The sequence below is a fragment of the Jatrophihabitans sp. YIM 134969 genome, assembly GCF_054456675.1.
The window spans coordinates 1-12551 of the sequence record NZ_JBTJEQ010000056.1 but is presented as its reverse complement, the minus strand read 5'-3'; the positions used below and the strand labels follow the sequence as shown (position 1 = coordinate 12551).

Below are 12551 nucleotides of genomic sequence, written 5' to 3'. Positions count from 1 at the left end.
CAGACCTCCCGGGTGCCCGTCGTCGAAGCCCGCGCCGTCGTCCCCGTGCCCCCCGATCTGGCGTTCGCGGTCTCGCAGACCCAGGCGCCGGTGCGGTACCGGTGGGACCCGTTCGTGCGCTCCCAGCGCCTCGTCGACGCCGACCGGCCGGGCACGGGCGTGCGGACCCTGACCCGACACCGGCTGGGGTTCTCGATGGTGAGCGAGTACGTCTCGTACGCGCCGCCGCGCAACGTCGGCATGAAGATGGTCCGCGGCCCGTGGTTCTTCGCGCGGTTCGGGGGCGGGTGGCGGTTCCTGCCGGGTCCGTCCGAGGGGACGACCGAGGCCGTGTGGCGCTACAACTTCGCGATCCGCCCGGCGTGGCTCGCGCCGGTGGCCGACCGGATCGGGGTCGTGGTGCTCGGCCGCGACATCCGCCGGCGCATCGCGGGGTACGCCCGGGGGTGCGAGGACGAGGTGGTGCTGGCGGCGGCCCGCGCCTCATTGTGACGTTTTGACCTGACTGTCACGGTTCGCACAGGCCGTACCCACCCGTCGTGGAGATGGTTGAACGCATGACCACCTCGACGACCTCGCCCGCCGCCGACCGTTCCGCTCCCACCGCCCGTCTCGCCGCCTACGGCGTGACCGTCTTCCGCGTCGTCATCGGCGGCATGTTCCTCACCCACGGCACGGCCAACCTCTTCGGCTGGCCCGCCGGCGGCACCGCCCCGGACGTGTTCGCCTGGCCCGGCTGGTACGCCTCGGTGATCGAACTGGTCGTCGGCGCCCTGGTCGTCCTCGGCCTGTTCACCCGCCCGGCCGCCCTGCTCGGCTCCGGCGCGATGGCCTACGCCTACTTCTCGGTCCACCTCGCCGACGGCTTCTGGCCGGTCACCAACGGCGCCCAGGACGCCGCGCTCTACGCCTGGGGCTTCCTGCTGCTCGCCTGCACCGGCCCCGGCGCCCTGTCCCTGGGCCGCGCGCTGGCGGCCGGGCGCCGCGACGCGGCTCCGGCCGGCCCCCCGATCGACGTCCGGGAGCGGGAGACCGCCCGCGTCTGACGCCCCGGCCCCACTCCCCACCCCACCGACCCGCGTTGTGCCCGCTACCGGGCACATCGCGGGCTCGTGTGCCCGCTACCGGGCACATCGCGGGCTCGTGTACCCGCTACCGGGCACATCGCCGCGGCTCAGCGACCAGGACGACGAAGGCCCCGCCCACCGGATCCGGTGGGCGGGGCCTTCGTCGTGACGGCCGGGTGGGTGTCGGTCAGGCGGACTTCTCGCGGCGCTCGCGCTTGTCCAGGGTGACCTCGCGCGGGACGAGGGTCGGGTAGACGTGGTCGAGGACCGTCTCGCGGGTGATGACGACCCGGGCGACGTCGTCCCGCGAGGGCACCTCGTACATCACCGACTGGAGGACCTCCTCCATGATCGCCCGCAGACCACGCGCGCCGGTGCCGCGCATCGCGGCCTGGTCGGCGATGGCCTCGAGGGCGTCGCGGGAGAACTCCAGCTCGACGTTGTCGAGCTCGAACAGCTTCTGGTACTGCTTCACCAGCGCGTTCTTGGGCTCGGTGAGGATCTGCACCAGCGTGTCGCGGTCGAGGTACTTCACCGAGGTGAGCACCGGGAGCCGACCGATGAACTCCGGGATCAGACCGAACTTCTGCAGGTCCTCGGGCAGGACCTCGGCGAAGACGTCGCGCTCCTGGCGGTCGAACTTGGAGTGCAGTTCGGCGCCGAAACCCACGCCCTTCTTGCCGATCCGGCCCTCGATGATCTGCTCGAGCCCGGAGAACGCGCCGCCGACGATGAACAGCACGTTGGTGGTGTCGATCTGGATGAACTCCTGGTGCGGGTGCTTGCGCCCGCCCTGCGGCGGCACCGACGCGGTGGTGCCCTCGAGGATCTTCAGCAGCGCCTGCTGCACGCCCTCACCGGAGACGTCGCGGGTGATCGACGGGTTCTCCGACTTGCGGGCGATCTTGTCGACCTCGTCGATGTAGATGATGCCGGTCTCGGCGCGCTTGACGTCGTAGTCGGCGGCCTGGATGAGCTTGAGCAGGATGTTCTCGACGTCCTCGCCGACGTAGCCCGCCTCGGTGAGCGCGGTGGCGTCGGCGATGGCGAACGGGACGTTGAGCATCCGGGCGAGGGTCTGGGCGAGGAACGTCTTGCCGGACCCGGTCGGGCCGAGCAGCAGGATGTTGGACTTCGCCAGTTCGACCTGGCCCTCGGTGCTGCGCCGCGACGAACCCTCACCGGCGGCGTTCACGCCGGCGTTGACCCGCTTGTAGTGGTTGTAGACCGCGACGGCGAGCGAACGCTTGGCGTGGTCCTGACCGACGACGTACGTGTTGAGGAACTCGCTGATCTCACTCGGCTTGGGCAGCTCGTCGAAGGTGAACTCGCTGGTCTCGGCGAGCTCCTCCTCGATGATCTCGTTGCAGAGGTCGATGCACTCGTCGCAGATGTAGACGCCCGGCCCCGCGATCAGCTTCTTGACCTGCTTCTGGCTCTTCCCGCAGAAGGAGCACTTGAGCAGATCACCGCTCTCGCCCACTCGTGGCACCGCGTTCGCTCCTCTGCGTCAGCCCGTCACCAGGTACCTGGTATCCGGCGTGTTGTCGTGACCGTACCTGTTCCGGGCGCGGTCGTCGCCGTGGAAAGCCCGGACCGGCGTGGCGTTGCAACCGTTCGCAACGCCCGCCGGACCGGCTGGAGGTCTCAGATGCCGATCTTCCGAGTGGTGATGACCTCGTCGACCATGCCGTACTCCTTCGCCGCCTCGGCGGTGAGGATCTTGTCGCGCTCGACGTCGTTGTGGATCGTCTCGAGGGTCTGACCGGTGTGGTCGGACAGGATCTTCTCCATGAGGTCGCGCATCCGGAGGATCTCGTTGGCCTGGATGTCGAGGTCGGAGACCTGCATGGCCTGCTCCACGCCGCCCGAGGGCTGGTGGATGAGGATCCGGCTGTTGTTGAGCGCGAACCGCTTGCCCTTGGTGCCCGCCGCGAGGATCACCGCCGCGGCCGAGGCCGCCTGCCCCATGCAGTAGGTCTGGATCTCGGGCCGGACGTACTGCATCGTGTCGTAGATCGCGGTGAGCGCCGTGAAGCTCCCACCGGGCGAGTTGATGTAGATGAGGATGTCGCGGTCGGGGTCGGTCGACTCCAGCACCAACAGCTGCGCGATGACGTCGTTGGCCACGACGTCGTCGATCGGGGCGGCCAGGAAGATGACCCGCTCCTCGAACAGCTTGTTGTAGGGGTTCGACTCCTTCATCCCGTAGTTCGTGCGCTCCACGAACGAGGGGAGGACGTACCGCGCCTGCGGGGCGAGGTCGTGGCGGTAGTCAGTCATGGACGTACCTCTCATTCCGCCGCCGGCGCGACCGCGCCGCCGGGAAGCTCGCTCGCGCGGGCGACGATGTGGTCGACGAAGCCGTACTCCAGCGCCTCGCGGGCGGTGAACCAGCGGTCGCGGTCGCTGTCGGCCGTGATCTGCTCGGGGGTCTTGCCGGTGTGGCCGGCGATGATCTCGGCCATCTCCTTCTTGGTCAGGTTGTACTGCTCGGCCTGGATCTTGATGTCACTGGCCGTGCCGTAGATGCCGGCCGAGGGCTGGTGCATGAGGATCCGGGCGTGCGGCAGGGCGAAACGCTTGCCCGGAGTGCCGCCCGAGAGCAGGAACTGCCCCATCGAGGCCGCGAGCCCCATCGCCGTCGTGGCGACGTCGCACTCGATGAACTCCATCGTGTCGTAGATGGCCATGCCGGCGGTGATGGAGCCGCCGGGGCTGTTGATGTAGAGGTTGATGTCGCGGGTCGGGTCCTCCGCCGAGAGCAGCAGCAGCTGGGCGCAGATCTGGTTCGCGATCTGGTCGTCGACCTGCTGGCCGAGGAAGACGATCCGCTCACGCAGCAGGCGGTCGTAGACCGAGTCGCCGAGGCTCATCGCGGAGTTCGTGCGCATCTGCGCGTCGAGTGCAGTCACGTCTCCGACCCTAGCGGCGGGTACGACGCTTCCGCCGGGCACGGCGCCCCGGTTCGCTCACGGCGTGACCACCACGCCGTGAGCGGAACCCGGGATCAGTCCTCGTCGGTGTCGTCGTCCGCCGCGCTGAACGTGACCGTCTGCGTCGTGGGGGCGTCGTCCTCGACCTCACCGAGCTCGGCGAGGTCCGCCCGCGGCGCGAGCGCCGAGAGGTCGACGGTGTTGCCCGACGCGTCGGTGACGGTCGCGGCGTCCAGTGCCGCCGCGAGGGCCTTGTTGCGACGGACGTCGGCCATGACGGCCGGCAGGTTGCCGTTCTGCATGAGGGTCTGGGCGAACTGCTGCGGGCTCATGTCGTACTGCCGGGCCTGCCGGATGAGGTACTTGGAGAGCTCGGCGTCCTCGACGGTCAGCGAGTTCTGGTCGGCGATGGCGTCGAGGATGAACTGCGCCTTGACCGACTTCTCCGAGGCCTCGCGCAGGTCGGCGTCCCACTGCTCACGGGTCTGACCCTCGGCCTCGACCAGCTGGGTGAGGCGGTCCTCGTCGTGGTCGAGCTCGTGGATGACCTCGTGCTTGCGGAACTCGACGTCGCGCTCGACCGCGGACTCCGGCAGCGGGACCTCGGTGGTCTCGATGAGCTGCTCGAGCACCTTGTCGCGCGCCTCGGCGCCCTGCTCCAGCAGCCGGACCCGGCCGAGCCGCTCGCGGATGTCGGCCTTGAGCTCGTCGACGGTGTCGAACTCGCTCGCCATGCCGGCGAACTCGTCGTCGAGCTCGGGGAGCTCGCGCAGCTTCACCGAGTTGACCGTGACGGTGATCTCGGCCTGCTCACCGGCGTGCTCACCGTTGCGCAGCGTGCTCTCGAACACCGCGTCGTCGCCCGCGGACTTGCCGGTGATCGCGTCGTCGATGCCCTCGACGAGGTCACCGGAGCCCACCTCGTAGGACAGGTTGTCGGCCGAGCCGCCCTCGACCTCCTCGCCGCCCACGCGGGCGACCAGGTCGAGGGAGACGAAGTCGCCGTTCTCGACCGGGCGGTCGACGCCGACGAGCGTGCCGAACCGCGCGCGCAGCTCGTCGAGCTGGGTGTCGACGTCGGCGTCGGTGACCTCGACGTCGTCGACGGTCACGCTGATCGCCGACAGGTCCGGGACCTCGATCTCGGGCCGGACGTCGACCTCGGCGGTGAAGCTCAGCACCTTGCCGTCGTCGAGCTCGGTGACCTCGATCTCGGGCTGGCCGAGCGCCTTGACCTGGTTCTCCTGCAGCGCCTCGTTGTACTTCAGCGGCAGCAGCTCGTTGATCGCCTCGTTGAGCAGGCTCGCGCGGCCCACCCGCTGCTCGATGACCCGCGCCGGGACCTTGCCGGGCCGGAAGCCGGGCACCCGGATCTGCTCGCCGACCTTCTTGGCGGCGGCCGCGATGCTGGGCTCGACCTCGTCGAACGGCAGCTCGACGGCGAGCTTGACCCGGGTCGGGCTGAGGGTCTCGACGGTGCTCTTCACGGCAGGTTCGGGCTCCTTCTCGCCCCGGTCGGTGCCGGGGCGTGCACGGTCGGCGGCCGCGCGTGGCGGGGCCGGACCGGTGGTGGGTGGTCAGCGGTCGATCGGTGGGACTCGCGGAACAGCAGTCGGGGTGGCGGGATTCGAACCCACGGCCCCTCGCTCCCAAAGCGAGTGCGCTACCAAACTGCGCCACACCCCGGGCGCGTGCCGACAGGTGAGTCTAGCCGGGAGCCCACGGCCGTCCTGCCGCGCGCAGGCGGCCGGGTCGTGGTGAGGTGGGCCGCGATGACCCGCCGTCAACGGGTGGCCACCGGCGCGGTGCTCGCGCTGACCCGCCCGATCGAGCTCGCCGACCGCCTCGCGGGCCGGCGCGAGCGCCTGCGGATGCGTCCCGCTCCGACCTACGACGCCGTCGACGCCGAGGCCGTCGCGCTCGCCCACGACCTCGCGGGTGGGCCCGACGACGACGGCTGCCGCCTCGACCTCGACACCGTCCGCGCGAGCACCTTCCGCAGACTCGACGGCTCGCACCACCACGACGGCGGTACCGCCCTCGCCGACCTGCTCTGGGTGCTGGTCCGCCACACCCGCCCGGACGTCGTGGTGGAGACCGGTGTCGCCCGCGGGATCACCTCCGCGTTCGTCCTGGACGCCCTGCACCGCAACGGCCACGGCCGGCTGGTGAGCATCGACCTCCCCCCGATCGACCCGGACTGGCTCGGCCAGACCGGGGCCGCGGTGGACCCGGATCTCGCCGGCCGGTGGACGTACGTCCGCGGCGCCGCCCGCCGCAAGCTCCCCCGCGTGCTCGCCGACGTCGGCCGCGTCGACCTGTTCGTCCACGACGGCCTGCACACCAGCGCCAACACCCGCTTCGAACTGGAGCAGGTCTGGCCACGGCTGCGCCCCGGCGGGTTCCTCGTGGTCGACGACGCCGACGACAACGACGCCGTGCGCCGGTTCGGCGCGACCTCCGGCGTCGAGCCGGTCCTGGTCCGGGAGGTCGGCAAGGACGACGTGCTGGCGGTCTTCCGCCGGCCCTGAGCGGACACCGTGCGCCTCCGATCGCGCCTCCGGGCGCCGGCGTGCGCGGTTCGGTCCGAGTTGCCGAGGCCGGGAGGCCGGGGAAGCATGCCGTCCGTGTCCGGGTCCCTGGACGGCGACCCCACCCCCGGGGCCGCCGAGCGTGACGCATCGCGGGCCGGTCCGCGGCTGCGGGTCGCGGTGGTCAACCACGTCGCGGTGCTCGGCGGCGCGGAACTCGCCCTCGCGACGGTGCTGCCGACGGTCGCGGAGCAGGTCGACCTGCTGGTCGTGCTGGCCGAGGAGGGCCCGCTCGCCGACACCCTGCGCGCGGATGGCGTCGACGTCCGGATCGTGCCGCTCGACCGCCGCGTGACCGGCCTGCGCCGCGACGCCCTCGCCGGCGGCCTGGTCCGGACCGTGCTGAGCCTCGCCCGGTACGTCCTCGTGCTGCGACGCCTGCTGCGCGCCGAACGCGTCGACGTCGTCCACACCAACTCGATGAAGGCCGCGTTCTACGGCGGGGTGGCAGGTCGCGTGGCCCGGGTGCCGGTCGTCATGCACCTGCGCGACCGGCTGGCGCCCGACTACCTGCCCCGCCCGGTGGTCGCCCTCGCCCGGCTGGCCGGCCGGGTGCTGCCGAGGGCGGTGGTCGCGAACTCCGCGACGACCCTCGCCACCCTCCCCGTGTCACCCCGGGTCGGGCGCCACGTGGTGCTCGACGCGGTCCGGCCGTCGGTGCGCGCGGCCGGGCCGGACGACGAGGCGGTGGTCGACGGCCCGCCGGTGGTCGGGCTGGTCGGACGGCTCTCGCCGTGGAAGGGCCAGGACCTGTTCCTGCGCGCCTTCGCCCGGGCGTTCCCCGACGGCGACGTCCGGGCCGCGCTCGTCGGGGCGGCGCTGTTCGGCGAGGACGACCACGAGGCGGACCTGCACCGCCTGGCCGACGAGCTCGGGATCGCGGACCGGGTCGAGTTCCGGGGCTTCCGGTCCGACGTCGGCGCCGAGCTGGCCCGTCTCACCGCGCTCGTGCACTGCTCGGTCGTGCCGGAGCCGTTCGGGCAGGTCGTCATCGAGGGCATGGCTGCGGGTCGCGCCGTCATCGCCGCCGACGAGGGCGGGCCGGCCGAGATCGTCACCGACGGGGTCGACGGCCTGCTGGTCCGGCCCCGTGACCCGGTCGCGCTGGCGACCGCGATGAGCGTGGTGGTGGGCGACCCCGCGCTGCGGGAGCGCCTCGGCCGGGCCGGACGGGCCCGCGCGGCGGCGTTCACGCCGCAAGCCGAGGCCGCGGAGCTGGTCGCGGTCTACCGCGACGCCAGCGCGCCCCGCGCCGCGGGGGTGGGACGGTGACGGCCCTGGTCGAGCGGGACGGCACCGGCTCGGTTCCGGCCGCCGCGGACCCCGTGGTCGTCCTGAGCGCCCCGTGGACGGCCGCCGAGGCCCTGCACCGCGGCGCTGCGGCACTGCGTCGCGGCTGGCCGCTGCTCGCCCTCACCGTGGTGGCCGGGTTGATCGGGGCGGTGGTGGCGCTGAACGCCGTCACCCCCGTCTACCGCTCCACGACCGTGCTGCTGGTGAAGCCACAGCCCGCGGCCACGGTCTCCGACCGGCTCGGCGAGCAGGCCGCCGCCACGGTCCGCGCCATCGGGCTCGCCCAGATCGCGGCCACCCTGCCCTCGCTGTCCGAGGCGGCCGACGTCGCCGGCCTGCCGGGGTCGCCGCCCGAGCTCGGCATGCGGGTCTACGCCTCGGCGACGGGCTCGGACCCGTTCGTCACCATCACGGTGTCGGGGCCCGATCCCGGCCGGGTCACAGCCCTGGCCGAGGCCTTCACCACGAGCCTGCCCGAGTCCGCGGCCGCGCTCCAGATCTTCCCGGGCACGAGCGTCGACCTGCTCGTGCTGCGCGCGCCGCCCCCGCCCCGGAACGTCTACCCCCCGACGGTCCGGATGCTGCTCGCGGGCGTGGGGGCGGGTCTGGTCCTGGGGGTCGGCCTGCTGGTGACCCCCGCGCTGCTCTCGGGCCGGCTGCGCTCGTGGGACGAGGTCGAGGCCGCGACCGGGTGGCCGCTGCTCGCCCCGGTCCCCCGCTCCCGGACCGACGCGCCGCCCCACGACGTGTCCGAGGCGCACAGGAAACTCGCGGTCGAGCTCACCGCCGTCGACCCGCCGCTCACCCGGGTCGACGTCGTCGACGTCGACCGCCGTGGCCGCGACGACGTGGTGGGGCTGGCGGCCCGGCTGCGGACGGCCCTGGTCGCGCGGGACTCCTCGCTCGAGGTACGCGTGGTGGACCCGCACGACCCGCCGTCCGCCCTCGCGGTGGCGGTCGAGTCCGCCGAGAGCACCGGTGGCCGCGTGCTGGTGCTCGCCGTGGTGTCGGCACGGCGGCTACCCGCCGCGCGCGAGCTCCGCCGCCTGCGCCACGCCCTCGCGGGACACCCGCGCGTCGGCGCCGTCGTGCTCGACGCCCAGGGCTCCTGAACAGGGTCGCCGGGAACCGGGGTCCTGAGGAAAGGGGTCGACGTCGCGAACCGGACGAGCCTGCGCGGCGCTCGAGCGTGAGATAAAGTCCACGTGAAGTCATGCGGTGCCGATCGGGTGTCGCCCCGACGCCATCCCCCCGGAGGTCTGCGGTGTCCACCAACCCCGGTCGTGTCCCGGCCGTCCGGCCCGGCCTGGTGTCGCGCCGGGTCGGCGACGAGTTCGTCGTGCTCGACACCGCCACGGACCAGGCCCACAGCCTCACCGGCCCGGCCGCCGTCGTGTGGGCGGCCGCACTCGACGCCACGGGAATCGACCTCACCGACCCCGACCGGGCAGCGGCGCTGGAGACCCTCGTCGCCGCGGGCCTGCTCGGCGCCGCGCCGGCCGGTCCGAGCCGCCGCGCACTGCTGCAGCGGGCGGGCGTGGTCGCGGTGGGTGTCGGCATCGCCTCGGTCGCGTTGCCCGAGGCCGAGGCCGCGGCCAGCACGGTCTTCGACGTGACGTACACGACCAGCCAGACGATCACCATCCCGGCGAACGCCCGGGCCATCACGATCACGGTGAACGGCGGGGCCGGCGGGTCGTCCGGAGCGAGCCTCTCCGCGAGCACGACGGCCGGTGGCGCGGGCGGCGACGGCGGCGCCGTGGTCTGGAGCCTCGCCAACCCGCCCGGCACCGCGATCAACGTGCTCATGACCATCGGGCAGGGCGGCGCCAAGGGCGGTTCGACGCTGCTGAGCCTCGGCGGCGCGGCGGGCGGCACGGGGTACGACGCGGGCGGCACGGGCGGGCGGGCGACCACAGGCCTGACCGCGAACACGCTGATCTACTCGAACGGCGGCGGCGGGGGTGGCTCGACCGGCGTCAACCTCAGCGGCGGGGCCACCGGCACCCTCGTGGGGGCGGGCGGCGGCGGCGGCGCGGGCACGAGCGGGTTCGGCGGTGACGGCGGCGACGCCGCCAACGCCGCGGGCACGGTGAGCACCGGCTACAACGGCGCGGTGGCAGGCACCGGCACGCGTCCCACACCGAACGTCGGGGGCATCGGCGGCGGCCAGACCGGCAACACCGGTACGCCGGTGACCACCGCGGGCGGGTCGACGGGTGGCGCGGGTGCGAGTGGTGGCGGTAGCAACCAGTTCGGCGGCGGTGGCGGTGGCGGCGGCGTGGTCAGCGGCACCGGCGGCATCCCGTTCCAGTCCGGCACGACGACCTACAGCATGGGCGGCGGCGGCGGCGAGTCCTACGGATCGGTCAACACCGGCACCGTCGCCTACGGCACGGGTGCGCTCGGCGGGACCGGTGTCGCCGGCGCGAACGGCAGCGTGCGTGTCCGGTACATCGTCTGAGTCGGTTTCGACCGGCGCGCGACCTCACACGGATCTAAGGTCTCGATCATGGTGACGGCCGACTACCTGCGCGGTCTGCGCCGTTCCTGGTGGATCGTCGTCGTCGCCGCGCTCCTCGGCGCGGCGGCGGGCGGGTACCTGTTCTGGCGCGCGACACCGCTCTACGCCGCCCAGGTCCAACTCATCGCCTCGACGACCACCGACCCCACCTCGACGGAAGGCGGCTCGGACGGCTCGAACGGCTCGGCCGACGAGGCGGCGCGCGGCACCAGCTCCTACGTCGCCGAGCAGGCCAAGGCGTTCGCGCAGCTCGCGGGCACCCCGCCCGCGGTCGCCGACGCCGCCACCGAGGCGGGCGTCCCGGGCGCGACCCCGGCGGTGAGCGCGACCGCCTCGGGCACCGACCCGTTCCTCACCATCACCGTCACCGACACCGACCCCGAGGTCACCCGGGTGGTGGCCAACGCGTTCGCCGCCACCCTCCCGGTCACGTCGGCGCGGCTGTCCGGCGCGCTGCCGGTCGCGGTCGGCCTGAAGACCCTCTCGCCCGCCGCCCTGCCCGAACACCCGGTCTCGCCGGCGTTGCTGCGCACCGTCGGACTCCCGCTCGTCGTCGGCGTCGTGGTCGGGGTGCTGCTCGCGCTGCTGCGCGAGTACCTCAACCGCACGGTCCGCGACGCCGACGAGATCGAGCAGGCCACCGGTCTGCCGGTGCTCGGTGTCGTGCCGTCCGAACTCGACGGCGTGCGCGTCCCCTCGCTGTCGCACCCCTACAGCGCCCGCACGGAGGCCTACCGGCAGGTGCGCACCGCGGTGCTCGCCATGCCCGAGGACCAGGTGCCGCAGGTCGTCGCCGTCACCAGCGCCATGACCGGGGAGGGCAAGACCAGCGTCGCCACCAACCTCGCGGTCGCGCTCGCCCGGTCGGGGCGCCGGGTCGTCATCGTCGACGCCGACCTGCGCCGTCCCCAGGTCGCCACCGCGTTCGACGTCGCGGCCGAGCCCGGGCTCACCGACGTCCTGCTCGGTCACGTCACGGTCGACGACGTGCTCCGCGAACACGCCGACGAGCCCCGGCTCACGCTGGTCACCAGTGGCCCGATCCCCACCAACCCGAGCGAGGCGCTCGGCAGCGACGCCATGTCCGCGGTGCTCGTCGACCTCCGGGCCCGCTTCGACGTCGTCGTCGTGGACACCCCGCCGGTGCTGCCGGTGGCCGACGCGCTCACGCTCGCACCGTCGGTCGACGGCGTCGTGTTGGTGTGTCGCCTCGAGGTCGTCAGCCAGGACAAGATCCGGCGGACCGCCGCGACCCTGCGCCGGGTCGGCGCGCCCCTGCTCGGCGCGGTCGCGAACGGCGCCGGCCGCGGACGCGACCGGTACTACCGCTACTCCTACAGCTACAAGGGGCAGGAGCCGAGCGCGTCGGTCGACGTCGCCGCCGCCGCCCGGACCGCCTCGACGCTCACCGCGACGAGCGCGCCGACCCCGACCGCGACGACCCCGAACCCGACGACCCCGGCCGTCGATGCGACCACCCCGGAGCCGGCCGTGGAACCGTCGACCGGCCGACACTCGGTGCCGGAGGGCCTGGACGACACCACCCCGGGCGCGACCGGTCCGGTGACTCCGGGGCTCGCCTCCTCGCGCGGCTGACCGGTCGCGGCCGGTGGACCTCGTCGCCCAGGCGCAGCAGTTGCGGCTGGACCTGCTCGCGGTGGAGGCCTCGCGGGTGCTCAGCCGTGCCGACGTGCCGCACGCCCTGCTCAAGGGACCGACCACCGCGCTGTGGCTCTACGACGAGCCCCGCGCGTACCGCGACGTCGACCTGCTCGTGCCGACCAGCCGGGCGGTGCGGGCCGCTGCTGTCCTGGCCGACGCCGGCGTCGCCCACCCGGCGGCGGGGCGGTGGGGCGAGGAGGCGGAGCACAGTCGCCTGCTGGTCTCGCCCCACGGCGACGAGCTCGACCTGCACGTCGCCCTGCCCGGGACCGCACCCGACGGCGACCGGCTCTGGACGGCCCTCGCGCCACACGTCGTCCCCTTCCCGGTGCCCGACACCGGCGTGGTCCCCGCTCTCGACACCCCGGCGCGCGTGCTCGTGCTCGCCCTGCACGCGCTCGCCGCGGGCCCGCACGAGACCACCCCGGCCGACGACCTGCGCCGCGCCCGGGCGCAGGCCCCCGCGAGCGACTGGGCC

The 12551-nt window shown here is 73.4% G+C and carries 12 protein-coding genes and 1 tRNA gene; 8 read left to right on the top strand and 5 right to left on the bottom strand.

Features of this window, described 5'->3' with window-relative positions:
• Positions 1 to 12: 12 nt before the first annotated feature.
• Positions 13 to 492 carry an SRPBCC family protein gene (locus ACXR2U_RS21015; protein WP_458827041.1) on the top strand — a complete coding sequence of 160 codons (480 nt, stop codon included), beginning with the start codon at positions 13 to 15 and terminating at the stop codon, positions 490 to 492.
• Positions 493 to 557: 65 nt separating this feature from the next.
• Positions 558 to 1046 carry a DoxX family protein gene (locus tag ACXR2U_RS21010; RefSeq protein WP_458827040.1) on the top strand — a complete coding sequence of 163 codons (489 nt, stop codon included), beginning with the start codon at positions 558 to 560 and terminating at the stop codon, positions 1044 to 1046.
• Between the two features lie 208 nt (positions 1047 to 1254).
• Here the strand turns inward: ACXR2U_RS21010 and clpX are convergent, their stop codons facing one another.
• From clpX to ACXR2U_RS20985, 5 genes are all read right to left on the bottom strand, one after another.
• Positions 1255 to 2559: an ATP-dependent Clp protease ATP-binding subunit ClpX gene (gene clpX, locus ACXR2U_RS21005; protein WP_458827039.1), complete on the bottom strand. Its 1305-nt coding sequence runs from the start codon at positions 2557 to 2559 to the stop codon at positions 1255 to 1257.
• 155 nt (positions 2560 to 2714) lie between these two features.
• Positions 2715 to 3350, bottom strand: coding sequence for an ATP-dependent Clp protease proteolytic subunit (locus ACXR2U_RS21000; protein WP_458827038.1), 636 nt, complete (start codon positions 3348 to 3350; stop codon positions 2715 to 2717).
• Between the two features lie 11 nt (positions 3351 to 3361).
• Positions 3362 to 3961 (bottom strand): ATP-dependent Clp protease proteolytic subunit, encoded by a 600-nt coding sequence (locus tag ACXR2U_RS20995; protein ID WP_458827058.1) that lies wholly within the window; start codon positions 3959 to 3961, stop codon positions 3362 to 3364.
• Between the two features lie 116 nt (positions 3962 to 4077).
• Positions 4078 to 5490: a trigger factor gene (gene tig, locus ACXR2U_RS20990; RefSeq protein WP_458827036.1), complete on the bottom strand. Its 1413-nt coding sequence runs from the start codon at positions 5488 to 5490 to the stop codon at positions 4078 to 4080.
• A gap of 125 nt (positions 5491 to 5615) precedes the next feature.
• Positions 5616 to 5689, bottom strand: a tRNA-Pro gene (locus ACXR2U_RS20985).
• 86 nt (positions 5690 to 5775) lie between these two features.
• Between ACXR2U_RS20985 and ACXR2U_RS20980 the strand changes: the two genes are divergently transcribed.
• The 6 genes from ACXR2U_RS20980 to ACXR2U_RS20955 form a co-directional block, all read left to right on the top strand.
• On the top strand, positions 5776 to 6534 hold the full coding sequence (locus tag ACXR2U_RS20980; RefSeq protein WP_458827035.1) for a class I SAM-dependent methyltransferase: 759 nt from the start codon (positions 5776 to 5778) through the stop codon (positions 6532 to 6534).
• Positions 6535 to 6630: 96 nt separating this feature from the next.
• Positions 6631 to 7866 (top strand): glycosyltransferase, encoded by a 1236-nt coding sequence (locus ACXR2U_RS20975; RefSeq protein ID WP_458827034.1) that lies wholly within the window; start codon positions 6631 to 6633, stop codon positions 7864 to 7866.
• Positions 7863 to 8999 carry a YveK family protein gene (locus ACXR2U_RS20970; RefSeq protein ID WP_458827033.1) on the top strand — a complete coding sequence of 379 codons (1137 nt, stop codon included), beginning with the start codon at positions 7863 to 7865 and terminating at the stop codon, positions 8997 to 8999. The genes ACXR2U_RS20975 and ACXR2U_RS20970 overlap by 4 nt, the downstream gene beginning before the upstream one ends.
• Positions 9000 to 9151: 152 nt before the next feature.
• Positions 9152 to 10351 carry a hypothetical protein gene (locus ACXR2U_RS20965; protein WP_458827032.1) on the top strand — a complete coding sequence of 400 codons (1200 nt, stop codon included), beginning with the start codon at positions 9152 to 9154 and terminating at the stop codon, positions 10349 to 10351.
• Positions 10352 to 10399: 48 nt separating this feature from the next.
• On the top strand, positions 10400 to 12007 hold the full coding sequence (locus ACXR2U_RS20960; protein WP_458827031.1) for a tyrosine-protein kinase domain-containing protein: 1608 nt from the start codon (positions 10400 to 10402) through the stop codon (positions 12005 to 12007).
• 13 nt (positions 12008 to 12020) lie between these two features.
• On the top strand, positions 12021 to 12551 hold a 531-nt coding region (locus ACXR2U_RS20955; RefSeq protein ID WP_458827030.1), incomplete at its 3' end, for a nucleotidyltransferase family protein.